The organism is Citrobacter sp. MNAZ 1397, assembly GCF_023613995.1.
Taxonomy (GTDB): Bacteria; Pseudomonadota; Gammaproteobacteria; order Enterobacterales; family Enterobacteriaceae; genus Phytobacter; species Phytobacter ursingii.
In genome coordinates this window covers 1,740,506-1,765,310 of the sequence record NZ_JAKIVH010000001.1, presented here as the reverse complement: position 1 = coordinate 1,765,310, position 24,805 = coordinate 1,740,506, and the positions used below count along the sequence as shown (strand labels likewise).

Sequence of the window (24,805 nt, the reverse complement as noted above, 5' to 3'; positions counted from 1 at the left end):
CGTAATCCGCAGAGGCGCATGATCTCTCCTGTCGCGTGGGTCATACTCAGCAGAGCGTCAGGGCCGCTGCCGGGACGATACGGTGATTGGCCTGGGTGCTTCTCTCGTGCATTCATCTGTTGCGAGATGCCATCCGGGACAGGAACAACGTTCGGGCAGTTACGTTTAAGCCAGTGCGGATACGTTCCTTTTAATCACGACCGTAGTACAAGACACTCATTACCATAAATTGGGGGGTGAACGTACAGGAAAGCTATTTCCAAAGAACGCGAAAGAATACATGATATATACGTTGAATAAGATAATGCGATTCTGTTAATTTCCGCGTCATAAGCCTGTTAACTGCCGGTGCCCATATTGAGTTTAATTATTTTGGGGTGAGGTTGAAACAGTGAATACGCACTGAGGGAAAATCACCCTTTTTTGATCGTGGCGGGGGCAATATGAATAAATCTCACTGGGATGAAAGTGGCTTATTTCAGGCAATCCTCGACAAATGTCCCGTCGGAATAGCGGTAATTGATTATGAGGGACTTTATCTCACTGTTAATCCCGCTTATTGCGATATCTATGGCTACACGCAACATGAGATGTTGCATCACTCCTTCACCATGATTTTTCCCGCTGCCGATAAACAGGCTGTGCTGGAGCGCCATCATCGATTTATCAAAGAAGGCACCCGCCTTGGCGGAGAATGGCCTGTCCTGCACCATGATGGATCGCAGATGACGGTCTTTTCTGAGTCCGTGACGTTTTACCCTACCCAGGGGCTACCGGCCAGGCTGGTCTACGTTCAGAACATTACCGAACGCAAAAAGGCGCAGGAGCAAATGAAAATTGCGGCTGCCGTGTTTGAGGCCAGCCAGGAAGCCATTGTCGTCACCGACGGCGATAATAATATCATCAGTATTAACCCGGCTTTCACCACCCTGACGGGGTGGTCTCTGGAGGAGGTTAAGGGACGTAATCCTCGGGAGTTTAAATCAGGCCGCCATCCCCGTTTTTTTTATACCGAGATGTGGCAGGCATTAAACGACACCGGGCAATGGATGGGTGAGGTATGGGATCGACATAAAGACGGCACTGAATTTCTCAAAGAGTTGAGCATTTCGGTAATAAAGGATCCAACTGGTAATGTGATTAATTACGTTGGCATGTTTTCTGATATTACCTTACGCAAACAACAGGAAGAATTGATCTGGCAACAAGCGAATTATGATGCGGTCACTGGTCTGCCCAACCGTCATTTGTTTCAAAGTAAACTGGAACAGGCCGCCCGGCATGCCTCGCGAACACGTCATATTATGGCATTGATGCTGATCGACCTCGATCAATTTAAATCGGTTAATGACAGCATGGGGCACCGGGCGGGCGATGAATTGTTAGGCCGGGTGGGGATGCGTTTACTCGAATGTGCCGGCAACGCCGAATGTATCGCCCGGCTCGGTGGCGATGAATTTGCAATTATTCTCGCGGATATTAACGATCCGTCAGAATGCACGGATATTGCCCGCAGTATTCTCAGAAAGCTGGAGATGCCCTTTACGATCAATGGTGAGACGATGTTTGTTTCGGCCAGTATTGGCATTTCTCTTTATCCCACGGATACAGAAAACCTCGAAGATTTATTTAAAAACGCTGACCAGGCGATGTATGCGGTTAAAAATGCGGGACGTAAGAATTTTCGTTACTACTCCCGCGCCCTACATGATGCGATTCATGCGCGCCTGCGGATGATGAGAAATTTAAGAAAAGCGCTCGAAGAGAGCCAGTTTGCGGTCTATTACCAGCCTATTGTCTCGCTGACCACGGGGCGTATTACCCGAATGGAAGCACTGGTTCGCTGGATCCACCCGGTGCAGGGGATTATTAGCCCGGATGCCTTTATTCCGCTGGCCGAAGACACCGGCCTTATCGTCCCTTTGGGGAACTGGATCGCAAACCAGGCCATTACGCAACTGGCTTACTGGCGGCAAGAATATGATCCTCAACTTAAAATGACCATTAATCTGTCGCCGGTGCAGTTACGCAGCCAGGAATTTGAAGATATCCCCTGGATTCGGGATCTGCAGAGCAACAAACTCAATGGTGATGCGATCACCATTGAAATTACCGAAGGGCTGCTGCTTAACTCGGAAACACGCGTGAATCACAACCTCAAAATGATGCATCAGACGGGTATTCAGATTGCTATTGATGATTTTGGCACCGGTTATTCATCGCTGGCCTATCTGAGAAAATTTAACATTGATTTTCTCAAAATTGACCGCTCCTTCGTTGAGGATTTAAAAGGCGTAGGCTTTGAACTCTGTACGGCGATTATTGCGATGGCGCACAGCCTGGGACTCGGCGTGATTGCCGAGGGGGTAGAAACAGAGGAACAGAAAAAATTGCTGATTGATCTGGGGTGCGATTATATGCAGGGATACCTGTGCTCGAAACCATTGCCAGCCGGTGAGATCGAGAAGCTGTTTCTGTCATCGTATGTCCGATAAGCCTTCTGTTTCAAAAAGGGGCCGCATTCATCTGACCCCCGTAAAATAACGGGGAGCCAGGATTGATGCGGTGTTTCCGTTTTATCTTTCCACAACCAGATGGCAAAAAAATGGGGGATAGCCCAGCTATACCACCAACATTATGATTTAACGTAGTCGGTGTAGGCGTTCTGCAAAACAATATGATCAGCAATATATTTTGCGTCGTGCCATACGCCGTAAATAAACGAGGACGCACGATTCACCAGGTTCGGCAGGCCCAGAAAATAGATACCGCGTTCTGCTGAAATACCGCGCTTATGGAACGGCAGACCTTTTTCGTCGAAGGCATCCACGTTCAGCCAGCCGAAATCAAATTTAAAACCCGTCGCCCAGATAATCGTGGTAATACCGGCGGCGGCGATATCTAATTGTGTCAGCGGGTTGAGCAGGCATTCCGGGTCTGGCTGTAACTCCCATGCCTGTGGTTCCGGCGGCAGATCCAGCCCGTTGCGTTCGATATACGCGTCCGCATCGCGCAATACGTCAAAATAGGCGCTATCGCCCGCAGCGATATTCTCAGCCAGCCCCCCGGCAAAACTCAGCACGCCGTTATCCCAACCTTTGGTGATACCAACCAGCGTAATGCCCGTATGCGCCAGACGGCGGAAATCGACGGTTTTTCCCCCTTCATAACCGCTTACCGCAAAGGCAACGTGCTCTTTTTTCGGTTTTATTTTCACTTCATCCCACAGACCCAGCGCCCCCAGCCACCAGCAGTAATCACGGTCACGGTAAGTGCGCGGCGGACGATAATGCTCACCGACAGACAGATAAACGTCGCGCCCTGATTGACGGAGCTCTTCGGCAATTTGCGTACCGGAAGCACCTGCGCCTACGACCAGCACGGCGCCCTCAGGCAATTGCTGTGGATTTTTGTAAACCGAGGAGTGGATCTGGTGCACCCCGGCGCTTTCCGGAACGATCTGCGGGAATGATGGTTTCTGAAACGGGCCTGTGGCGGCGACCACATTGTCGGCTTCAAATTCACCGGCAGAGGTGAGAACGTTGAATCCGCTGCGTCCTGCCAGGCGCGTAACCTGATGCACTTCAACGCCTGTGCGCACGGGGGCGTTAATCATTTGCGCATAGTCTTCAAAATACTGTGCCATGCGCTCTTTCGGCGGGAAAGCTTCCTGAGAGATATTGTCGAATTTAAGCGACGGGAAGCGGTCGTGCCACGCAGGCCCGTTTGCTACCAGCGAATCCCAGCGTTCAGAGCGCCAGCGTTCAGCGATCCGGCTACGCTCCAGGACAACGTGAGGCACGCCCATTAAGGCCAGATGTTCGCTCATGGCAATACCGGCCTGACCTGCGCCGACAATCACGGTATTAATTTTTTCTGCTGACATAGTGAATCCCTAAATATAAGCGGCCCTCGATAGTTTTATCGCTACGCGTCATCGGGGCAGTATTAATGACAATCAGGTTTTTTAAATGCGCCACGTCGGATTATCCGGCGTGCATTTATTCACGGGTTATTAATGTCGGGTTTCAATATTTAATATTTTCCCCAGACCTAAAAACGTGTTGGCGATAATGAGCATCAGGGCGGTGACGGCAATATAAATGACCGACAGGGCGGCGAGTGTCGGATCGGCAAATTCGCGGACATAGTTGTACATCGCCACCGGTAAGGTCTGTGTTACCTGAGTCGTAATAAACAACGATGCGGTGAATTCGTTAAAGGAGAGGATCGCGGCAAACAGCCAGCCGCCAAACAGGCCCGGTAAAATCAGCGGTACGGTGATGGTCCATACCACGCGTAGCGGCGATGCCCCCAGACTTGCCGCCGCCAGTTCAATACGCTGTTCAAGGTTTTTTAACGACACATACACACTCCGCAACACAAACGGCAGTACCAGGACAATGTGGCAGAAAATCACCAGCGGGTAACCGCGCCCGAGGTTGAGCTGCGAAACCAGCATCAGCAGCCCCAGACCAATCGTGAAGTGGGGAATAAACAGCGGTGAAAGCAGGATCCCTTCCAGCGCCTGCTTGCAAGGAAACGAATAGCGTTCAATGGCAATCGCCAGCATGGCGCCGATGATGACCGCCAGCGACGATGCCCACGCGGTAACAACCAGCCCTGAGTAAAACCCATGACGGAAATCGTCATAATTTACCGCCCGCTCAAACCAGCGCAGCGACCAGCCTTTGGGCGGGAAAAACAGCACGGCGGTGCTGCTGAACGAGGAGATAAACACCACGATGGTTGGCAGCATGACAAACAGCAGAATAGCGGCGACCAGCAGACGACCCGCCAGCGTTATCAGTTTGTCGTTAAGTGAACGGGTCATATTAATGTTCTCCCATCGCGTGCAGGAATCGGGTCATGCGTTTTAGCGCCATCAGCAACAGGATGGTCAGGATTAAACCGGCGATACTCAGTGCGGCAGCAAACGGAAAGTTCATCGATGAGAAGCCCAGTTGATAGACCATCGTGGCGACGGTGCTGACGCGTCCGCCGCCAATCAGTTGCGGTGTGGCAAAGGCGCTAAACGTCCAGGCAAAAGCGGTAGTGAGGCTGGCGACGATGCCGGGGATGGACAGGGGGATCGTTACGGTCAGCAGGGTGCGGATTGGCCCTGCACCGAGGCTGCTGGCGGCTTTCTCATAATCCGGATTGATGTGCGATAACGCGGTCGCCAGCATCAACACCATGATCGGCATGGTGACATGCACCAGTGCCAGAACCACGCCGGTTTGCGTAAACATAAACTGAATGGGGGTTGAGATAACACCCAGCGCCAGCAGCAGGCTATTAAGGAAGCCGCTGTTACCCAGCACGATAATCCAGGAATAGGTACGCACCACTTCGCCAAGAAACATCGGCGTAATCGCAATAATCAAAATAGCGGACTTGATCCATAGGGTGCGGGTACGCACCAGCGCATAGGCCAGCGGATAACTCATCAACAGGCCAAAAATAGCGGTTTTGGCGCTCAGCATGACAGTGTTAATAAACGCATCGGCATAGATACTTTTAAACAGACTGTTGAAGTTTGCCAGCGTAAATCCGCCCACGTCGAGCGAACCGGGTATATACGCGCGCACGCTGAATTGCATCACCGCGAGCATCGCGATGACCAACCCGACTGCGGTTAGCGTGGCGGGAATAATGAACCAGGGTAAAAATGTCGGTTTTCTCGTCATAACGTGCTGCCTGAGTAAAGTGCTGCCGGTAGAACCAGGGCGACCCGTAAGCCGCCCGCTAAATCAATGAGACATGATGTTTTCAGAGAACCACTGACGCCACTCGGCGGTTTTCTCCGCACGCAGTTGCGGATCGGTATTGATGGTGGCGTTCCATTGCTCAGGTGTGGTCAGCATGCCCGGCAGTTTCGCCAGTTCAGGATCGATATGCGCATTGGTTACCGTTGGGCTGCCGTGATAAATCTTCGCCACCTGTTCCTGGATTTCGGGCTTGAGAGCAATATTGATAAACCTGTAAGCGAGTTCGCTATGGCGGGTGCCTTTGTTGATCCCAACGGTATCTACGCCCAGAATCGCGCCCTCTTTCGGCATTGCCAGTTTGACGTCCACCCCTTCGGCCATCATGTTGTAGGCGTTCATCGACAGCATGACCTGAACCGGTGTTTCGCCGGTGGAGATGAGTTGCTGGCTATTGGCGTCATCGGTATAGAAGGATTTGATGTTCGGGATCAGCGCTTTGAGCTTCGCCTGGCCCTGCTGCCAGTGGGCCGCATCGGTGCCGGAGAGTTTGGCGGCCACAGCAATAATGTGGCTTGGATCCCAGTCGGGCAGCGCGAGTGTGCCTTTGAGCTCCGGTTTCCACAGATCGTTCCAGCTCGCGAAGGTTTCGCCTTTGGGTACCAAATCCGGACGGTAGCCGATGGTGTAAACGTAGCCCCAGACGCCGAGGTGATAAGGGCTGACTTTAGCCTGTTGCACCAGGTTTGCCGCGTTCGGGATTTTGCTCATATCGAGCTTTTCAAACAGCCCTGAATTCGCATAGAGATAGCCCACGTGCGCAGTGGTGAAAGTCACGTCCGTTTCCGGTGAACCTCCGGCCAGTTTGGCTTTGTTGAGGCGATCAATGGTGCCGCCTGTAACAAACTGCACTTCCACGCCGGTTTCTTTCGTAAAGGCTTTCGCGATGGTCTCATCGATCAAATCTTTAAAGCCGCCGCCCCAGGTGCTGACAATCAGTTTGTCCGCGGCCATCGCATGTCCTGCGCTTAGCACACATGTGGTTAACAACGTTAAGGCACGAATTTTACGCAACATATTCTCATCCCCATATATGAAATGGCTGTTGTGGCTATCTGAAACCCGGCGCGCCAGAACGGTGCAAACGGTGTTCCCTGGTGTGAAAGCGATAATGACGTGGCGAAGGGATGGCGTAAAACAGCCTTTTCCTCGCCGTTGCATCGGAATTTCTGAGGCTAAAAAAAGCGCTGCTTTGCAACGGATTTTCTTAATCAGTGATAAGGATGAAGAGAAGAAGGGCACAGTAAAAGCAGGGGATTATGCTGTTATTTTTCATTTGGCATGATAAATGCATGAAAATGAGTGCTATTAGAATGACTGGCGCGACATGATCGCGTCGGCGATCTCAGGAGAACCTGCATGCTCAGTCGCATTACCCAGCGTCAGCTGGAATACTTTGTCGCCTCCGGGGAGGCTGGCAGCATCATTGGCGCCTCAGAAAGGATCCATGTTTCATCGCCCTCGATCTCGGCCGCCATCACGCACATCGAATCTGAACTTGGCGTACAGCTCTTTGTGCGCCATCACGCGCAGGGCGTTTCGCTTACCGCCATCGGCCATCAGGTTCTGAAAGAGGCGAAGCTCATTCTGGAGCAGATGTTGAATCTTTATACTATCGCCTCGGAATCCATGAACAATGTGCGTGGCCCGCTACGTGTAGGCTGTCTGGACACGCTGGCCCCGATGTTGACGCCCGAACTGGTCTTCGGCTTTGGACGCGCCTTTCCTGGCGTGCGCATTACGCTTGTCGAAGGCAACCACGAACAGTTGCTCAAACAGTTACGTACCGCCGATATCGACATCGCACTGACTTATGATTTAGTCCCCGCCAGCGATATCGCCTTCACATCGCTGGCGCAATTGCCGCCGTATGTGATGGTGGGGGAACATCATCCATTTGCGACGCAGTCGGCGGTGACCATTGAGGATCTGGCGACCATGCCGATGGTCTTGCTGGATATGCCGTGGAGCCGTGAATATTTCCTCGGGCTGTTTAGCGAAGCGGGCGTTACGCCTAATGTGGTGATGCGCTCCAGTAATATGGAAGTGGTGCGCTCGATGGTGGCAAATGGCGTGGGATTTGGCATCGCCAACGTGCGACCAAAAGCGCATCTGTCCCAGGATGGCAAGCGCCTGATTCGCGTACGCCTGGCAGGGGCGAACAGAGCCATGCAACTGGGTTACGCTACCGCGGCCCATACTCAGCACTCAATGGTGGTTAACGCCTTTGCTGAGCGCTGCCGTGTTTTTATCTCCGATCAGTATATTCCCGGCATGGCGGCGCCGAGTTATTTCGATCCGCAGGTGGTGCGGGTGGCGTGACGCCGGGCGTGGCGACAACTTAGTAGCCACGCTCCGGAAATACCTGCCCGTTGACCGGTTCGCCGCGTGCGGCGCGCTGTATGTTGTCTGCAACCTGTTGTGCGGCGCTGGCTGGAATGGCGACCGATGCCAGATGTGGCGTGATAAGGACATTGTCCATGCGCCATAACGGATCGTCTGGCGGCAGCGGCTCGCGATCAAACACATCCAGCGTGGCCTGGGCAATCTGCCCCGCGCGCAAGGCCTCAGTCAGTGCCGCCTGATCGACAATCGCACCGCGCGACACATTGATAAACGCCGCGCCTGCGGGGAGGCGGGACAGCCGTTCAGCGCTGAGCAGGCCCGCCGTCTGCGGCGTGAGGGGCAGCATGACCACCAGAATGTCGCTCTGGCTGAGAAAATCATTCAGCGACGTCAGTCCGCTGCAACACTGAATACCCGCGATCGCTTTTGGCGTACGCGACCAGCCGCGCACGTCGAAACCCTGTCGTGCCAGTTCCTGGGCCGTATACGCACCCAGTTCCCCCAATCCCAACACCCCGACGCGGATGCCGGAAGGACTACGCGGATGCAGGTAATGCCAGCGCTGCTCACGCTGCGCGCGCTCGAATGCCGGGATATCGCGCGCGTAGCGCAGAACGGCAAAAAGCACGTAACCGGCCATCATACGTGACATATCCGGGTCGGACAGACGAACAATCGGAATGGCCGGCAGATCGTCGCGCCCCACCAGTGAATCGACCCCCGCGCCGAGATTAACCAGCAGCTTGAGATTGCGATACGGCGCAAAGAATCCGTATGGCGGTTTCCATGCCAGCGCATAGTGCACATCATCAGGATGTTGCACTGTTTCGGCGCGGCAAATTCTCACGCCGGGCAAATGTGGCGCAAGTAAGGCCGACCACGCGTCGAAACTATCGAATTCGCTGTAAAACACTAAGGTACTCATGCGCTGTGCGCCTCCATCAGCGTGACCACCGCATCAATTGCCAGCTCGTAACCTACCGCGCCCAGTCCGGCAATCACCCCGGTTGCTGCTTTCGATATCAGAGAGTGGTGGCGGAACGGCTCGCGCCTCCAGATGTTGCTCATATGCGTTTCAATGATCGGGCCGTCAAACATCAGCAAAGCATCAAGAATGGGCACGGAACGGTAGGTCAAACCTGCGGCGTTGATGATTAACCCTGACGCGTGCTGACGTGCTTCCTGAATCCAGTCAACCAATACGCCCTCGTGATTGCTCTGGCGAAAATGCAACACCACGCCGTGTGTCCCGGCGCGGCGCTGGCAGCGCTCCCCGAGACTGACAAAACTTTCGCTGCCGTACGTGCCGCTTTTATCCAGCCCATATAAATTGGCGTTCGGCCCATTAAGAAAATAGATCTGCGGTGACATGTTCACTCCTGATTAAACGTGCGGATGCGTGGCGGTCATCGCCGGATGCGCAGCGAAGAGGGCGAACCATGCGGCGGTCAGCGGGTGGCCGGCACGCCAGTTGAGTTCGGCAAAGCGAAAGTCGAGATAACCGAGCGCGCAGCCGATGGCAATGAGCCCGATATCGTCGGGTTGTTCACTAAACGTGCTGACCTCGCTTTCAATCTGCGACAGTGCCGCGGCGACTTTTTTCAGTTGCGCGTCGGCCCAGCCCTGCCACTGTTTCTCGGGCGGGCGTGCTGTGAACTCGTAGCGCGCCAGTAATGCGGCATCGATAATGCCGTCGCCCAGCGCCTGCCATGCCAGACTTCTCCAGCGCGCATCTGCGTTTTTCGGGTATAAATGGCCCTGCGCACGCGCGTTGAGGTATTCACAAATGACCCGGCTGTCATAGAGACAGAGCCCCTCTTCGGTACGCAGTGCCGGGACTTTTGCCAGGGGATTAAACAGAGCGATACGTTCATCGCGCACGACAGGATGCGCGGCAGAATCGAGCCGTTCTATTTCCCCGTTAAGACCCAGTACGTTTGCGCACACCATCACTTTGCGAACATAGGCGGACGTGCTGGCAAAAAAGAGTTGCATCATGGCGCCACCTCCAGCAGTACTTTACCGATATTAGCGTTGGCTTCCAGAATGCGATGGGCCTCGGCGGCCTGTGCTAAGGGCAGGGTTTGATAAATGCGTGGCGCGATTTTGCCTGCGGCGATCAGGGGCAGCAGATGTTTACTGATGCACTGCGCCAGGCGCATTTTCTCGGCCAGGCTTTTGGGGCGCAGGGTGGAAGAGGTCAGACTCAGGCCTTTGCGCATCACCTGTTGCAGGTCCAGTTCAATCGTTGCGCCCTGCATAAATGAGAGACTGACGTGGCGCCCGCCCGGCGCTAACACGCTCAGATTGCGTGCCACATAATCGCCCCCCACGTTATCCAGTACCACATCCACACCACGACCCCCGGTTGCCGTCAGAACGACGTCGACGAAATCTTCGTCGTGGCGGTTGATGGCGCGCCAGACCCCCAGTTGTTGCAGCGCGGCAATTTTTTCCGCGCCGCCCGCGGTGGCCATGACGCGCGCTCCACACGCCTGCGCGCATTGAATGGCAAATGTTCCTACGCCGCTGGCTGCTCCGTGAATCAGTACGGTTTCGCCGGGTTGCAAACGCCCCAGTTCAAACAGGTTATGCCACACGGTAAAGGCCGCTTCCGGCACGCCTGCCGCCTGCGTAAGGGGCAGATTTTCCGGAACGGAAAGACAGAGTTCGGCGCGCGCCACGCAGTAATCTGCATACCCCCCGCCATTGAGCAATGCCATGACCGACGAACCTGGCGCGGGGAATTCAACGCCCGCGCCCAGCGCGATAACGGTACCTGAGACCTCCAGCCCCAGCACATCGGTGACACCTGGCGGTAAAGGCATGCCGTTGCGTTGCAGGATATCGGGACGATTGACGCCCGCACCGGTCACGCGAATTAGCACTTCACCGGCTCCTGGCATCGGTATCGGGCGCTGCACTTGTTCCAGGACCTCCGGTCCCCCCGGTCGGCACGCAATAATGGCATTCATCATTTCAGGGATCATCCGCGTTTATCCTGCTCTGTCGCGCTAAACGCGCATACGCCTTCGTCATCAACATTCACCCCCACCAGAGACCCGACAGGCCAGCGTGTCAGCGAGTGAAGACCGGACTGGCGCGCAAACAGCGTGGCGCTGCCCAGCGCGGGCACATCGAGATGCACATCGACATGATCGCCCTGAAAAACATGCGCAATCACCGTGGCGCTGAGCAGTGAATGCGGGCCCAGGGCTGCCAGTTGAATATTTTCCGGGCGCACAAACACATCAAGGCGTTCGCCAATCGAGGCATGGACACGTTCCGCTGGCAGGCGTAGCACGTTACCGCCCAGATCCAGTATCGCCGCGCTATCGCGACTGACGTAACGACCCGGCAAAATATTCACATCGCCTACAAACCCGGCGACAAAGGGATCCTGCGGACGACGATAAATCTCATCCGGCGTGCCGATCTGGCGTACATGTCCTGCCGACATCACCACCACGCGATCGCTCATGCTCAGCGCTTCGCCCTGATCGTGTGTCACGAAGACGGTGGTGACGCCAAGCTTGCGTTGAATCGCTTTCAACTCAACCTGCATCGACAGACGCAGATTTTTATCCAGCGCAGAGAACGGCTCATCAAGCAGCAGGACTTTGGGACGGATCACCAGCGCGCGCGCCAGCGCGACACGCTGCTGCTGGCCGCCAGACAGTTCACGTGGTTTGCGATGGCCGTAACCGGCAAGCTTCACCAGCGCCAGAGCCTGCTCAACGCGCTCAGCGATGTCGGCTTTGGGCACACCACGCATGCGCAGACCGTAGCCCACGTTCTTCTCGACCGTCATATGCGGGAACAGCGCGTAGTTCTGAAACACGATGCCGATTTCACGCTGCCAGGGGGGGGTATCGGTCACCAGATCGCCATCAATAAAGATTTCGCCGCCATCCGCTTCGGCGAAACCCGCCATCAGGTTCAACAACGTGGTTTTGCCGCAGCCTGACGGGCCGAGCAGGGTAATAAATTCGCCTTCTTCAATCATCAGGGAAATCTTGTGTAGGGCAATGGCGTCGCCAAAGCGTTTGAGCACGCCATCGAGTCGTACGGCAACATGCGTGTTGTTCACGTCGGGTTGCAGCGTTGGGGGCTGCGGGAACAGGGTGACTTCTGCACTAACCATGTAATCTCCATAAATGGGCTATCGAATGCCTGAAACCAGCATACGGGTTAAACGTCTGTCGCGCGGTTAGTGCTTCCCGAAGCTGGCGTTTGGAAAAGTTAAAGCAGAAAGACAGTGAAACGAGCGGAAGAAGGGCGGCCGCTGTCCGCCCTGAACAGAAGGGAATCGCGCTGAATAGTGTTCGGTGATGTTACGTTTTTTGACACATCCACGCGGCAAGACGACGCAGCAGGGCATCGCAGGCGTTTAACTGTTCGACCGTAATGAATTCATCCGGTTTATGGCCCTGCGCCATGCTGCCTGGCCCACATATCACGCTGGGGATGCCGACCTGATGGAATAATCCGCCTTCCGTACCGAACGCGACAGTACTGAACCTTTCGGAGCCGGTGAGATGGGCAATCAGCCGTGCGGCGGCGCTTTGCGCGGGGGTGTACAAACCGGGATAACCGCTGATGGGATAAAAACGGATCGTCGCGTCGCGACTGACGGCCTGCATGTCGGGCAGAAGCTCGCGCTGTGCGTAATGTTCCAGTTCCCGGGCCACCTCCTGCGCATCGTCCTGCGGCAATGTGCGCACTTCAAAGTCAAACGTACACTCGGCGGGCACGATATTCAGCGCCCGGCCGCCCTGAATCAGACCCGTTTGTACCGTGGTAAACGGCGGATCAAAACGCGCATCATGATGTTCCGGCGCAGCCAGCCGCTGACCTATGCGCGTAAGGCGGTGGATGAGCTTTGCCGCATACTCGATGGCATTAACGCCCTGTGGTGCATAAGCTGAATGACAGGCGGCGCCCTGGACTTCACAGCGCACGCCGAGTTTGCCTTTGTGACCGAGAACAGGCTGCAATTGTGTGGGTTCGCCGATAAGGCAGATATCGGGCTTTTCCGCGCGACGGGAGAGCGCATCCAGCAGCGTACGCACGCCGAGGCAGCCGACTTCTTCATCATAAGAAATTGCCAGATGCAGAGGTTGCGCCAGTGGCTGCGCAAGAAAGTAGGGGACGGCTGCGAGGATGCAAGCAATAAAGCCTTTCATGTCCGCCGTGCCGCGACCATACAGTTTGCCGTCGCGCTCAGTCAGGGTGAAAGGGGGAACGCTCCAGTTCTGCCCGTCAACGGGGACCACATCGCTGTGACCAGAGAGCATAACGCCGCCCGGTCCCGGCGGGCCAAGTCGCGCATAGAGATTGGCTTTACTACGCTCAGCGTTATGAATGCGCTCATAGTTAACGCCGAGCCCGGTTAAGTAGCCGCCGATAAAGTCGATCAGCGCCAGATTAGATTCACGGCTGGTGGTATCAAACGCCACCAACTGTTCCAGCATTTCACGGCTGGTCATCATCAGACCTCCTTGCACTTACTCGTCGCCGGGCACGCCGTAACCCGGCGCACTACGCGGATCAAGCGCTCGCGTTAAATAGTCCTGCATCTGGGGTTGATAAGCGCGCCAGAGTTTGCCGAGTTCATCGATGGGATCGGCGTCTGTCCAGTCGACGCGCAAATCAACTATCGACCAGACGTGAGAATCGACAATCGACAGCGCTGATGAATGTACCGGGCCTGCTTCTCCGCCTGCGGCAAGGCCCGCCTGCATTGCAGCAATGAGCCTGTCAGCCAGATGCCCGGTTTGCTGTTCGAACGCGTTTATCATCGCGACAATGACGTTCGGATCCGCGAGCAGATTACCCGCCGCCACACAGTTATCACCGTTCAGAGCGTTGTGGACGCCGAGCGTTTTGTCGCCGCTGTAGAAAGCGCTTTCTCCTCCGGCCGTCATCACGGTGACCTGTCGGTAGGTAAAATAATCATCCGTGCTCAGCCCCGCCTGTAGCGCCGTTTCAGCACTATCACCCTGTTGCAGTCTTTCAAGAATACGCGGTCCCAGCGCCGGTAAGGTGATGTTTTGGGTTGATACCGCGCCCACCTTGCTACGTAGCCACGGGCAGCGCGCCCCCACCGCAATACTGGAAGAACTAATGGCAATGCCTATCTGACCGGTCTGCGCGCAGCGACCAATAATTGATAATGTCATGGTCTTAGTCTCCCGTTGGTGATGGCCAGTTATCGGGAATCACCGCGATAACATCAATTTCCATCAGCCACTGTGGCTGACCCAATGCGGAAATGACCAGCCCGGTTGAGATGGGAAACACCCCTTTTAGCCATTTGCCGACAACCTGATAAACCGGCTCGCGATAACGGGGATCGATGATATAGGTGGTCGTTTTGACGATGTGTGAAAGGTCACTACCTGCCTCTTCCAGAAGCTGTTTTACGTTCTTCATCGCTTGTTCAGCCTGGGCGGCCGGGTCGCCAAGCCCGACCAGGTTACCATCAAAATCGGTACCAATCTGGCCCCGAACGTACACGGTATTGCCGGCACGAACTGCCTGACACAGATCGTTATCCAGCGACTGATTCGGGTAGGTGTCTTTGGTATTGAATTTGCGAATGCGGGTATGTGTGCTCATCGTTGCCTGCCAGTAAAGGGGTTCCCCGCAAGGTATACCTTCTCAGGCAAAACAAACAAAACAGCATAATCCGAGGCTTTAGTTTAGAAAATGCGAACGGGCCTCCAGGCCCGCCTGGCGTCAGGGCGCGAGTGACTGCCCTTCAAGGGTTGTTGCGCGTCTGATGGGGATGAGCAAAGGCAGAATGCAAAGCACCAGTAGGGCGACAAGCATTAAGGTCTGTTGTACGCCCATCACATCTCCTGCCATACCGTAGATGACGGGCATCAGGGCGCCGCAACCGAGCGAGGCGGTATAAAAAATCGCAAACGCGCGGGTTTGCTGTTGCGGGCGGGATAACTCGGCAACGCTACCATACAGAATCGAGGACGTTCCGTTCAGCGCCACACCTAACGGAATCAGCAATAACCAGGTCACTTGCAGCGGGGCAAATGCCATCCCCAGCACGATGGCGGAGGTGATTATCTCACTGGCCGCGACGCTTTTGATCACGCCGAGCCGGGTTGACAGTATTCCGCAAACCAGTTTACCGAATGCCCCGCCAATAAAGATTAATGTCAACGCAAGGCCTATTTGCGTCGCCGAAGCGCCGCGTGAGGCCATCAAAAAAGGCAGGAAAGTCAGGGTGCCCGTGCGCGTTGCATTATCAATACTCCCGATCACGCATAACGCGGTGAATGCCCTTCGGCGCAGCGGTTCGGGGAGTTTCATCGCCGGCTGCTGAGGCTTGTCGTGGTGCGTTTCTTTGGCGGCGAGAGGCTCCACTTGCGCGGGTTTGCTATCTCCAGGCAGTAACAGGTACAGGCCAAGGGTGACGAGGAAGCCAAAGAGAGCAATCCATTGCAGGGCGCTGCCCCAGGCGATGATAAGCAGGCAGGCCGATAGCGTGCCGGGAATCACCCCTTTGCCGACATCGCCAAAGAAATTGTAGGTGCTCAGCGCAATACGGGCGTGCCTGGGGGAATAATAGTGCGTAATAAAACTCGATGACAGAGGATGCTGAACGCTGGCGCCCAGACCGCCGACGACAATCAGTATCATGAGCTGTATCAGCGTTGATGAGGTGCCGTAGAGGAGCAGCGCGACGGTCAACAGCAGGGTGCCAGCCATTAATACTCTGCGTTCGCCGTACTTTCGGCCTAATTCTCCTGCGGGGATCTGAAAGGCTGACATCGTGCCGGAAAACAGCATCTTAAGCAGTCCTGTCTGCGCCATGGAAAGCCCAAACTGCTGCTGCCAGAGAGCAAAAAGGACATAGTGCAAGTCGGTGGCACCATCATGGAAAAGGTGAGCAAGACTGGTTGCGCCCAGGACTTTACGGCTTTGCCTCTTTTCGACGGTAGCCGGATGCGTGTTATCGGGGGAACCGGACGTCAGACCCATTCATGTGCTCCAGGAATTAAACGAGTATCTTTACCTTAAATTTTCCCTGCGGGGAATAGCGTGTATGTAAGTTTTTTGGCGCTGTATCTATCTCAATAATACCTTTCGACGCCTTTATGAAATGCAGGAATTGTTTAATGAGAAAGACTTTTATGTATATTCGTTATCAGTCTTTAAATATAGTGCTTATATCAATTTAAATATAAACAAGACGGGCTATTTGATTTTAGCATGCTAACTTAGCCGTGTTGGTTCACTTATTGCAGTGAGATTATCCTCGACAGACAAATTTACGGCATATGCAGAGATTGTTGCGCAACATACAGATTCGATGACTACGAGGATTTTCTGAGAGCATTGCATGAGTAAATGTCAGTTTCACAGAGATCGCCTGATATTGTTAAGATGCTGGTTCCTGTTTTGTTTTGCCTTTTCTGGTGACATACTATGCACCTTTGTGATTGGACAGATTTCTGAATGCGCTGCTGTTTTTTTAGTTGCATGTATGGGTAAGCAACATGAAGAAAAAGAAATTTTATTTATCACTGGTTATAACGGTTGCTTTCCTCATTGTTTCTGTGTTACTGACCTTCCAGGTTTTGTCAGCGCGAACTCAGACGATAAATGAGCTTAATATAAATGTCATCAATTTAAGCCGCACGCTTGATACTTATTCGGAAGGTGTTATTCGTCAAGGTGAAATGATTATAAAAACCATATCTAGCATGACGGAAATATATGGAATAAAACAACCAGAACTTGAACGCATAAGAACACTTCTGTCGGATCAAACAACGTTTATCGAACAACTTAATAATATTGTCATCTATGATGACAAAGGAAATCAAATTCTTGCCATGCGTGATATCCCTAAAGGGAGGCGAAATGGCGCAGATAGATCGTTCTTTATTTATCACCGTAACAACGTATCTAAAGATATTTTTATTGGCCCTCCGGTTATTAGTCGAACGACGGGCAAATGGGTTATTACCATCAGCAGAAGGCTGGAAGATGATAACATGACGTTCAAAGGTGTGGTGGTTTTAACACTGAACGTTGAAAATTTTCTCGAAACATACGGTAAATTAGATATGGGGAAGAATGGGTCTATCTCGCTCATTAGCGATTCAGGCACGCTTATGATTCGTTTCCCTTTTAATGAAAATTATATCGGTAAGGCATTTTCTGATTCGCTGCTGTTTACGACTTATCTCAAAAAAAGTGACTCAGGAACGGCAACCGTTATTTCTCGTGTTGACCATATTGAACGCATTTTCGCTTTTCAGAAAAATAAGCGCTATGGGTTAGTCACGACGGTTGCGGTCAGTACAGATGAAGCCTTGAATTCATGGAGACATCATGCTGAGATTCTGGGCGCGATAGTGATATTTCTTATTGGATGTGCCATTTTTTCAGGGGGTTATGTTTTTAAAGAAATCAGTAGGCGTGTGCAACTTAACAAAGAACTCGCCAATGCCAAAGAGTCATTGATGTCTGCCAACGCACAATTAAAAGAGATGGCCTCTGTTGATAGTCTGACAGGTCTGGCTAATCGCAGGGAGTTTGATCATATTTTTCCGAAAACAATTCAAACGTGTGCAAAGAATAAAAAATCGATATCGTTGTTACTGATTGATATCGATTTTTTTAAAAATTACAATGATAAATATGGACATCTGGACGGTGATAACTGTTTACGCAATGTGGCTGCTATAATAAAACAGAGTTTGGCAGAGCTAAATGCCGTAGCCGCCCGATATGGTGGCGAAGAGTTTGTCGTTATCTTACCAGAAGCAGAACTGGAATTAGCGAAGAAGATTGCTGAAACCATTACCCATAATATAATCAATGAAAAATTAATCCATGAGGCCAGCCCTTTTGGCGTAGTGAGCGTCAGCACGGGTGTTTCACATGCGCGTGCGGCAGACCTTGATGATGACGGGACCTCGCTTATTGAAAGTGCCGATACGGCACTTTATCGTGCAAAATTTTGCGGGCGCAACCAGGTTAGCATCATTTGACAGCGTCTTACCGATACGCTTTTTTGTGAAACGTTTTGTCAATGGCATTGCGTAAAGAGATTAACGATGTGTGCCTGTGAAGCGATTAACCTCAAGCCCGCTATAAAGCTTATCCTTCACCCACAGACGATACTGTCCTGGTGTGCGATGATAGTGTTCCCGAAACGCACGGCAGAATGTGGACTGCTCCCGGTAACCCAGTTGCATTGCAATTTCAGTGATTGAGCGATTGGTATCATGAAGTAAATCGCGGGCAATCACCATTTTTCGATATCGTATATATACGCCAGGCGACATACCCGTAACTTTTTTAAATCCCCGCTGAAAATGCCATGCAGAATAACCTGATTTTTGTGCCAGGGCGCTGAGTGGCAGAGGCGTTGCGATATTACATTCTATCCAGTCGAGAATATCCTTTATCGTTAGTCTCATCAGGCACAATGCGCTTTCCTTTGTCATTTCAATACCTTTTTATTGGCGAAGTCAGGGGGAATCGTTGTCATAAAAAAGCGCCCCGACTGAAAGAATAATGGCTTAACCGGGCGCAGTGACACGCAGTCACTGCGCCTGTTTATTGCATCAACAATCTTCAATAATTAAATAGACCGCGTTCAATGGCCCATGAACCCCAACGACCTTAATAAGTTCAATATCTGCCGTCGAGCTTGGTCCGGCGATGAGATTGATACAGGAGGGCAGGGGTTCTCCTGATTGTTCTCTCTGGCGGAGGATTTCAGCCAGTTGCGTGACGCCAGGCAGCAACCGGCTTTTATAGACAACAAACAACGTCGTCGGGGGAAGCAGGCTGATGGCTCGTCCTTGCCAGGGCGAGGAAAACAGAACCACCCCCCCTGTTTCACACAGGCCGTATTCGGCGAAGACCACGCCAATATTGGCCCCAGCGGCTATGCGCAGGTTGTCTTCTCTTCCCGGCGAGGCCCAGCAATTCGCCGGGAATGACCTCTGCAAGTGCGCAGTGATGCCTGTTTTTGCCAGTCGGGCGTCGCCGCTTATCAGTATCGGGCCGCCGCCATACTGGTTACAGAGACCTTCTGCGACCTGTGAGAGGTCTGCAAGAGGGGCCAGTTCGCAGTGGACCTGCATCATCTGTGAGGCAAATTCCATGAAACTGTCGCAAGGTTGCTCTGCTATTTTTTCGGCATAACGGCTTCTCAGCGGCGCAGAATGCGTAACGGGCAATGGCTCAGGGAGTTGACGTGGCTCGCGGCCGAGCTGCCGGGCAATGTGTTGCATGAAGGCATCGCGGTTTTCCATTATGCACCCTCCCCATTTTTGCGCTGTTTTTGATGTGTTTTGAACCAACTGCGGAAACTCTCTCCATCCGCCTGTGGCAGATCACGGGTTTGCGTCCACTTGCGGATTGCGGCAATGCTAAAGGGCATCTTCCCGTTGCGAATCATCAGCTGTGCCGCACGTGCGCCCGCCACCATACCTACCTTCCACAGGGCGTGATGCTGGTTAGCGTAATTGAACAGATGCACTGTGTGACGTTCCATCGCGGGCGTCATGCCGCTTTCAGCCAGCGTACGGCGGTGCTCAAGAATTAATGAGGACAAGGGAATACGAACCGGGCAGACGTCATCACAGGCTGTGCATAACGAACAGGCATAGGGCAGGTTTTTGAAATCCTCATAGCCGCCGAGCAGCGGCGAGAGCACCGCGCCAACAGGGCCTGGATAAATCGAACCGTAGCCGTGCCCTCCAATATGACGGTAGGCAGGACAGGTATTCATGCAGGCGCCGCAGCGTATACAACGCAAGATATCCTGAAAAGCAGACCCCAGCACTTGCGAACGACCATTGTCGACGATCACCAGATGGAGCTCCTCGGGGCCGTCACTTTCCGCCTGAGCGCCGGGGCCAGTAAGCCAGGTATTGTAGCCGGTCAGGCGGGCGCCCACGGCGCTGCGCGCCAGCATGGTCAGAATGATGTCCAGCTCTGCAAATGAGGGAACCACGCGCTCCATACCCATCACGGCAATGTGTGTTCGCGGCACAGTGGTACAGAGCCGGGCATTGCCCTCGTTGCTCACCAGGCTAAGTGTGCCGCTTTCTGCGACCGCAAAATTGCAACCGGTAATGCCGATATCGGCGTTAAGGAAATCTTCGCGGATCTTCTGTCGAATAAAGCGTGTCATCGCTTCCGGGGTTTCGGCACCCTCGTAGCCCAGTTTCTCCCGCAGGATACGCTGAATTTGATGGCGATCTTTATGTATCGCCGGGACAACCACATGCGAAGGGGCATCTTTGGCCAGTTGCAAAATATACTCGCCCAGATCGGTCTCCACGACCTCAATGCCTGCCGTCTCCAGCGCGGCATTCATCCCGATCTCTTCGGTCACCATCGATTTCGATTTAACGATTTTGCGAGCGTGTTTCTGCTGCGCAATTTGCACAATGTAGCGTGTGGCATCTTCTCGCGTGTTGGCAAAAAAAACGGTGCCGCCATTCGCGGTGACCTTTTCACTCAATTGATAGAGATAGGCATCCAGATTATCAAGAACATGGGCGCGAATCTCTGCGGCGCGGGAACGCCAGGCGGGCCAGTTCTCAAGCTCATCGATCATTTTCTGGCGATTAATGCCAATGCGATCCTGCGCGTTCGCGACAGCGTGGCGCATGACCGGATCGTCGATTTGCTGCTGTACCCGATCGTAAAACGGGAGGTTACTGGTTTTAAGAAACATATTGCCTCCTTAGCGGCTCATCAGCACATCGGCGATGTGAAGTACGCGGACGGGGTGGCCTTCTCGCTGCAAGCGACCGCCAATATTAATCAGGCAACTGGCATCTGCGCCGATCAAATAATCCGGCCTGGCTTCCATAAGATGCATCACCTTTTCCTTCACCATCTCCCCGGAGATCTCTGCCATTTTGACCGAGAAAGTGCCGCCAAAACCGCAGCAGGTTTCCTGGTCGCTAAAAGGGATGATTTCCAGTTCACGAACTTCACGTAACAGGGCCAGTGGTTCATCGCGAACGCCAAGCTTGCGAAACAGACTGCACGAAGGATGATAGACAGCCCGTCCTGGCAGGCGCGCACCGACGTCCGTCACGCCAAGCTGGTTAACGATAAACGAGGTCAGATCGACCATCCGGCTGGCAACGTTCGCCGCGCGCATTGCCCATTCGGGCTCATCGCGTAGCCAGTCCTGATAGTGGCGAATGGCATTCATACACGACCCGGCGGGAGAGATAATGGGATAGTCATTGATCTCAAGTGCGGTAATTTGCGCTTTCATGCCCGGCAAGGCATCGGTAATGTAGCCGCTATTGATTGCCGGTTGCCCACAACACCCCTGATGTTCAGGAAACTGGACGCAACAACCCAGTTGTTCGAGCAGCAGAACACTGTTTTTTGCCATGCGTGATTTAAGCGCGTCGCCAATGCAGGTTACAAAGAAATTCACGTTCATATTATTTTGCTTCCGGAAAATGTCATGACTCGCGTCTTTATTAAATAAGACCGTCAGTGAGGGTGTTTTTAACCACCTTATTAAAAGATGTATTTAGCGAGCCACACGCAGCCCGCCGGTGACGCCACGGCTTAGTACCAGTTGCCAGAGCTGAATATTTCTGGCGCGAAATGCGCCCGCACAGGCAGTCAGGTAATAGTTGAACATTCGATGAAATTTGACGGAGTAATTTCCTGACAATTGCGGCCAGGCCTTATTGAAGCGACTATGCCAGGCCATCAGCGTCTTATCATAATCGGCGCCGAAGTTATGTACGTCCTCTATGACGAAATAGGGTTCACTGGCCTCAGCAACTTGTTTTAGCGAGGGGAGACAGCCGTTAGGAAAGATGTATTTATTGATCCAGGCATCAACGTTATGTTGGGTTTTATTTGAACCGATGGAATGCAATAAAAAAAGACCGTCAGGTTTCAGGCAACGATCGACCGCCTTAAAATACGTCGCGTAATTTTTCGGACCAACATGCTCGAACATGCCGACCGAAACGATACGATCATATTGCTTATCCAGATCGCGGTAATCCTGGAGCAGGATGCGCACATCTTTCCCGGCACAGAGGTGTTCGGCATAGGCTTTTTGCTCAGCGGAAATCGTTATGCCTTCCACATGCACACCATAGTGATGTGCCGCATATTCTGCTAATCCCCCCCAGCCGCAGCCAATATCCAGCATCGTCATGCCGGGTTTAAGCTGTAGTTTTTCGCAAATCAATGCCAGCTTGTTTTCCTGCGCGACAAATAATTCGTCGGCCTCTTTCCAGTAGCCGCAGGAATACTGCATATGAGGATCGAGCATGCGGTTAAAGAGATCATTGCCCAGATCGTAATGCACTTCGCCAACCTGCCAGGCACGTTTGCGTGATTGTGGATTAGCAAGGCGGGCAAACGCGATGCGCAGAAGATCGGAAAAGCTGGCGGGGCGTTGCTCATCCAGCCGGGCACAGAGGAGCTTATCAAAAAAGACATCAAGCCGTTTACAGTCCCACCAGCCTTCCATATAACTTTCACCCAGGCCGAGCGAGCCTTGTTGTAATACGCGTTTAAAAAAACGGGTATCGTGCACCCGGATATCCCAGGGTTCAGGCCCATTAATAACAATTCCCGCCTGTGATAGCAGTTCCTGCACAATCCGCAGCCAGTGGTTTGGTTTGCTGATCACATCGACGGTACATTCATTAGCCATCATCTCTCCTTTAACGTAGCGTGACTGCCAGTCAGAAAATATCCCCGTTACGCCAGTCAGTGTTTGCGAAAAGGCTTATCCCTCAGGCAGATGGCTGGTAAATTATTCATGACGGGTGAAACAGATTTATGACCGCTTCATTATTCAGTAAACCCGCCGTGTCTGCGCTGTGCTATCAAGACAAACTTCATCGAATAGAGGCCAGGTGCTTATGTGCTCAACGTTAGTGTTACCGCCGAGTCAACCGGTTAGCGGCCAGCCCGCGCCGGTGCTGATGGCATTGCCGCGTGCGGTTTACTTTCGCAGCTACCCCTTGATGGACGATACGGGTGTGGACAGACATGAGCACCCCTTCGCTGAATTTCTGTATGCGCGCAATGGCAGTATGCGTGTGGAGATTGAAGGCAAGACGCTGGTGGTCCCCGTTCTCTATGGCGTATGGATCCCGGCTCATGTGCCGCATCGCATTTTTGCCACCAGCGACGTGCTGCTGGAAAGTCTCTATGTTGAAGCCGATTTCGCGACCATCGCTTTCAGTGGCAGCAAAGTGGTGGTGGTCAGTGATTTCGTGCGTGCGTTTATTCACTATGCGACGCAAAATGTGCCGGAGCTGTATGACGATGAAGGGGAAGATGGGCAGCTTGTGCAGGTGTTGATTTCATTACTCAGGCGGTTGCCGGATGCCGGCCTGTCAATCTCCTGGCCGGGCTCACCTTTACTGATGAAGGTCTGCAGCCAGATCCAAAAAACACCGGGTGAAACGCACAGCATTGAGAAGTGGGCTTCCGGTAGCGGCATGTCGGTGCGCACGTTTTCACGTCGCTTCAAAAAGGAAACCGGGGTGGCCTTCAGCGAATGGAAAAAACGTGTGCGCTTGCTGGAATCCGTCGTGATGTTAAAAAACAAGCGTAGCGTCACACAGGTTGCACTTGATCTGGGCTATTCAAGCCCGGCCGCATTCACCTTTGCGTTTCGCGCCATGTTTGGCGTGCCGCCGACACGGTATTAAGTCGCCTTCCAGGATAAAGGGTCTTCATTCAGCATCGACAAAAAACGTTTCACCGTTCGTGAGCGTTCAAAACGCCGCCAGCACAGCGCGATATCGGTATAGAGCTTCGGTGAGATAAGCGGATGATGAGTGACATTCGGCGGAGAAATGACCACCATCGACTGCGGCACCAGGGCAAAGCCACTGCCTGCAGATACCATGCTGACAGACGACGAAAGCTGTGAGCACTGTCGCGCGTGTTCCATATCAATCCCGGAGCGTGCGCAGCAGGTGTAAACGCGATCATACAAGCATGGCGCTATTTCCTGCGGGAACAAAACCACTGGCGTATCCTGGAGCTGATCCAGCGTCAGAGCACCGCGCTCTGCGAGAGGATGATCGCAATGCAGTACCACCACCATCGGTTCCCGGTCCAGTATTTTCAACTCGAACGCTTTACTGCTCTCACAGGGCAGACGTACGAAAGCAATGTCCAGTTCCCCCTCAGCCAGCATCGTCGTAAGAGAGGACATATTGGCTTCCCGTTGATGGATCTTCACCGCCATGTTCTGCAACTGAAAATGGCGAATAAGCGTGAAGATCATGGGATGAAAAGCGTCGGAACTGGCAATCCCGATCGACAGATTGCCGTTTAGGCCACGGGCAATGCCCCGAACTTTTTCGACGGCTATGTCGCTCAGCGCCAGGATCTCACAAGCGTCTTCATAGAAGGCTTTTCCCGCTTCGGTCAGTTCCACGCCTCGCGTCAGGCGTCTGAAAAGCGGCGTCCCCACTTCCTCCTCAAGCCGTTTGATTTGCTGGCTCAGAGGAGGTTGCGACATCCCCAGCGCTTTGGCCGCCTTAGTGAAGTGTCTCTCGCGTGCTACCGCGACAAAATAGCGCAGATAACGAAGTTCCATATCTCAAACGTCTCAAACCAGCATGGATTCTATATTGGAACTCTCTGCTGAATCCGGTCAACATTTATTTAACCTTTCT

At 53.2% G+C, this 24,805-nt stretch carries 24 protein-coding genes; 5 read left to right on the top strand and 19 right to left on the bottom strand.

The annotated features are described in order from the left end of the window. Window positions 1-443 precede the first annotated feature (443 nt). On the top strand, window positions 444-2,495 hold the full coding sequence (locus L2097_RS08145; RefSeq protein ID WP_250352558.1) for a sensor domain-containing protein: 2,052 nt from the start codon (window positions 444-446) through the stop codon (window positions 2,493-2,495). Between the two features lie 140 nt (window positions 2,496-2,635). On the opposite strand, the gene L2097_RS08140 is transcribed toward L2097_RS08145, so the two are convergent. The 4 genes from L2097_RS08140 to L2097_RS08125 all read right to left on the bottom strand — a co-directional run bounded on the left by L2097_RS08140 (window position 2,636) and on the right by L2097_RS08125 (window position 6,785). Beyond that, entirely contained in the window at window positions 2,636-3,886 is a 1,251-nt protein-coding gene (locus tag L2097_RS08140; protein ID WP_250352557.1) for a flavin-containing monooxygenase, read from the bottom strand. Between the two features lie 129 nt (window positions 3,887-4,015). Further along, on the bottom strand, window positions 4,016-4,834 hold the full coding sequence (locus L2097_RS08135) for an ABC transporter permease (protein WP_250352556.1): 819 nt from the start codon (window positions 4,832-4,834) through the stop codon (window positions 4,016-4,018). A gap of 1 nt (window position 4,835) precedes the next feature. Further along, window positions 4,836-5,690: an ABC transporter permease gene (locus L2097_RS08130; protein WP_047370636.1), complete on the bottom strand. Its 855-nt coding sequence runs from the start codon at window positions 5,688-5,690 to the stop codon at window positions 4,836-4,838. A gap of 63 nt (window positions 5,691-5,753) precedes the next feature. Next, window positions 5,754-6,785 (bottom strand): ABC transporter substrate-binding protein, encoded by a 1,032-nt coding sequence (locus L2097_RS08125; RefSeq protein WP_047370635.1) that lies wholly within the window; start codon window positions 6,783-6,785, stop codon window positions 5,754-5,756. A gap of 16 nt (window positions 6,786-6,801) precedes the next feature. Between L2097_RS08125 and L2097_RS08120 the strand changes: the two genes are divergently transcribed. Together L2097_RS08120 and L2097_RS08115 are read left to right on the top strand one after the other, a co-directional pair. Beyond that, window positions 6,802-7,053, top strand: a complete 252-nt coding sequence (locus L2097_RS08120) for a hypothetical protein (RefSeq protein ID WP_047370634.1) — start codon at window positions 6,802-6,804, stop codon at window positions 7,051-7,053. 74 nt (window positions 7,054-7,127) lie between these two features. Continuing rightward, window positions 7,128-8,090: a LysR family transcriptional regulator gene (locus tag L2097_RS08115; RefSeq protein ID WP_250352555.1), complete on the top strand. Its 963-nt coding sequence runs from the start codon at window positions 7,128-7,130 to the stop codon at window positions 8,088-8,090. 19 nt (window positions 8,091-8,109) lie between these two features. Here the strand turns inward: L2097_RS08115 and L2097_RS08110 are convergent, their stop codons facing one another. The 9 genes from L2097_RS08110 to L2097_RS08070 all read right to left on the bottom strand — a co-directional run bounded on the left by L2097_RS08110 (window position 8,110) and on the right by L2097_RS08070 (window position 16,118). Then, window positions 8,110-9,039, bottom strand: coding sequence for a 2-hydroxyacid dehydrogenase (locus tag L2097_RS08110; protein WP_047370632.1), 930 nt, complete (start codon window positions 9,037-9,039; stop codon window positions 8,110-8,112). Next, entirely contained in the window at window positions 9,036-9,485 is a 450-nt protein-coding gene (locus L2097_RS08105) for a type II 3-dehydroquinate dehydratase (protein ID WP_085007246.1), read from the bottom strand. Before L2097_RS08105 ends, L2097_RS08110 begins: the two co-directional genes overlap by 4 nt. A 12-nt stretch (window positions 9,486-9,497) precedes the next feature. Then, window positions 9,498-10,112, bottom strand: a complete 615-nt coding sequence (locus L2097_RS08100; RefSeq protein ID WP_250352554.1) for a glutathione S-transferase — start codon at window positions 10,110-10,112, stop codon at window positions 9,498-9,500. Then, window positions 10,109-11,104: an NAD(P)H-quinone oxidoreductase gene (locus L2097_RS08095; protein WP_250352553.1), complete on the bottom strand. Its 996-nt coding sequence runs from the start codon at window positions 11,102-11,104 to the stop codon at window positions 10,109-10,111. The genes L2097_RS08100 and L2097_RS08095 overlap by 4 nt, the downstream gene beginning before the upstream one ends. Continuing rightward, a complete protein-coding gene (locus L2097_RS08090; protein ID WP_229220819.1) occupies window positions 11,101-12,258 on the bottom strand; it encodes an ABC transporter ATP-binding protein in 1,158 nt (385 codons plus the stop codon). The genes L2097_RS08095 and L2097_RS08090 overlap by 4 nt, the downstream gene beginning before the upstream one ends. Before the next feature lie 190 nt (window positions 12,259-12,448). After that, window positions 12,449-13,606, bottom strand: a complete 1,158-nt coding sequence (gene argE, locus L2097_RS08085; protein WP_082137053.1) for an acetylornithine deacetylase — start codon at window positions 13,604-13,606, stop codon at window positions 12,449-12,451. A gap of 15 nt (window positions 13,607-13,621) precedes the next feature. Beyond that, window positions 13,622-14,296 carry a DUF1028 domain-containing protein gene (locus L2097_RS08080; protein ID WP_250352552.1) on the bottom strand — a complete coding sequence of 225 codons (675 nt, stop codon included), beginning with the start codon at window positions 14,294-14,296 and terminating at the stop codon, window positions 13,622-13,624. 4 nt (window positions 14,297-14,300) lie between these two features. After that, window positions 14,301-14,735: a RidA family protein gene (locus L2097_RS08075; RefSeq protein ID WP_085007251.1), complete on the bottom strand. Its 435-nt coding sequence runs from the start codon at window positions 14,733-14,735 to the stop codon at window positions 14,301-14,303. Window positions 14,736-14,855: 120 nt separating this feature from the next. Beyond that, window positions 14,856-16,118: an MFS transporter gene (locus L2097_RS08070; protein WP_250352551.1), complete on the bottom strand. Its 1,263-nt coding sequence runs from the start codon at window positions 16,116-16,118 to the stop codon at window positions 14,856-14,858. Between the two features lie 518 nt (window positions 16,119-16,636). On the opposite strand from L2097_RS08070, the gene L2097_RS08065 reads away from it, so the two are divergent. Then, window positions 16,637-18,139, top strand: coding sequence for a sensor domain-containing diguanylate cyclase (locus L2097_RS08065; RefSeq protein ID WP_250352550.1), 1,503 nt, complete (start codon window positions 16,637-16,639; stop codon window positions 18,137-18,139). A 60-nt stretch (window positions 18,140-18,199) separates the two neighbouring features. On the opposite strand, the gene L2097_RS08060 is transcribed toward L2097_RS08065, so the two are convergent. The 5 genes from L2097_RS08060 to cfa all read right to left on the bottom strand — a co-directional run bounded on the left by L2097_RS08060 (window position 18,200) and on the right by cfa (window position 22,818). Continuing rightward, on the bottom strand, window positions 18,200-18,598 hold the full coding sequence (locus L2097_RS08060; protein ID WP_250352549.1) for a helix-turn-helix transcriptional regulator: 399 nt from the start codon (window positions 18,596-18,598) through the stop codon (window positions 18,200-18,202). 120 nt (window positions 18,599-18,718) lie between these two features. After that, on the bottom strand, window positions 18,719-19,414 hold the full coding sequence (locus L2097_RS08055) for a LutC/YkgG family protein (protein ID WP_047370622.1): 696 nt from the start codon (window positions 19,412-19,414) through the stop codon (window positions 18,719-18,721). Further along, complete coding sequence (locus L2097_RS08050; RefSeq protein ID WP_250352548.1) at window positions 19,414-20,847, bottom strand: LutB/LldF family L-lactate oxidation iron-sulfur protein; 1,434 nt, start codon at window positions 20,845-20,847, stop codon at window positions 19,414-19,416. The genes L2097_RS08055 and L2097_RS08050 overlap by 1 nt, the downstream gene beginning before the upstream one ends. Before the next feature lie 9 nt (window positions 20,848-20,856). Next, window positions 20,857-21,576 (bottom strand): (Fe-S)-binding protein, encoded by a 720-nt coding sequence (locus L2097_RS08045; protein ID WP_085007257.1) that lies wholly within the window; start codon window positions 21,574-21,576, stop codon window positions 20,857-20,859. 93 nt (window positions 21,577-21,669) lie between these two features. After that, entirely contained in the window at window positions 21,670-22,818 is a 1,149-nt protein-coding gene (cfa, locus tag L2097_RS08040) for a cyclopropane fatty acyl phospholipid synthase (RefSeq protein ID WP_250353145.1), read from the bottom strand. Between the two features lie 211 nt (window positions 22,819-23,029). On the opposite strand from cfa, the gene L2097_RS08035 reads away from it, so the two are divergent. After that, the gene (locus L2097_RS08035) at window positions 23,030-23,827 is read left to right on the top strand and encodes a helix-turn-helix domain-containing protein (RefSeq protein ID WP_250352547.1); all 798 of its coding nucleotides are present in this window, start codon (window positions 23,030-23,032) and stop codon (window positions 23,825-23,827) included. Here L2097_RS08035 and L2097_RS08030 read toward each other — a convergent pair. Further along, complete coding sequence (locus tag L2097_RS08030; protein WP_250352546.1) at window positions 23,824-24,726, bottom strand: LysR substrate-binding domain-containing protein; 903 nt, start codon at window positions 24,724-24,726, stop codon at window positions 23,824-23,826. The two genes, L2097_RS08035 and L2097_RS08030, sit on opposite strands and share 4 nt — an antisense overlap. Window positions 24,727-24,805: the final 79 nt, after the last annotated feature.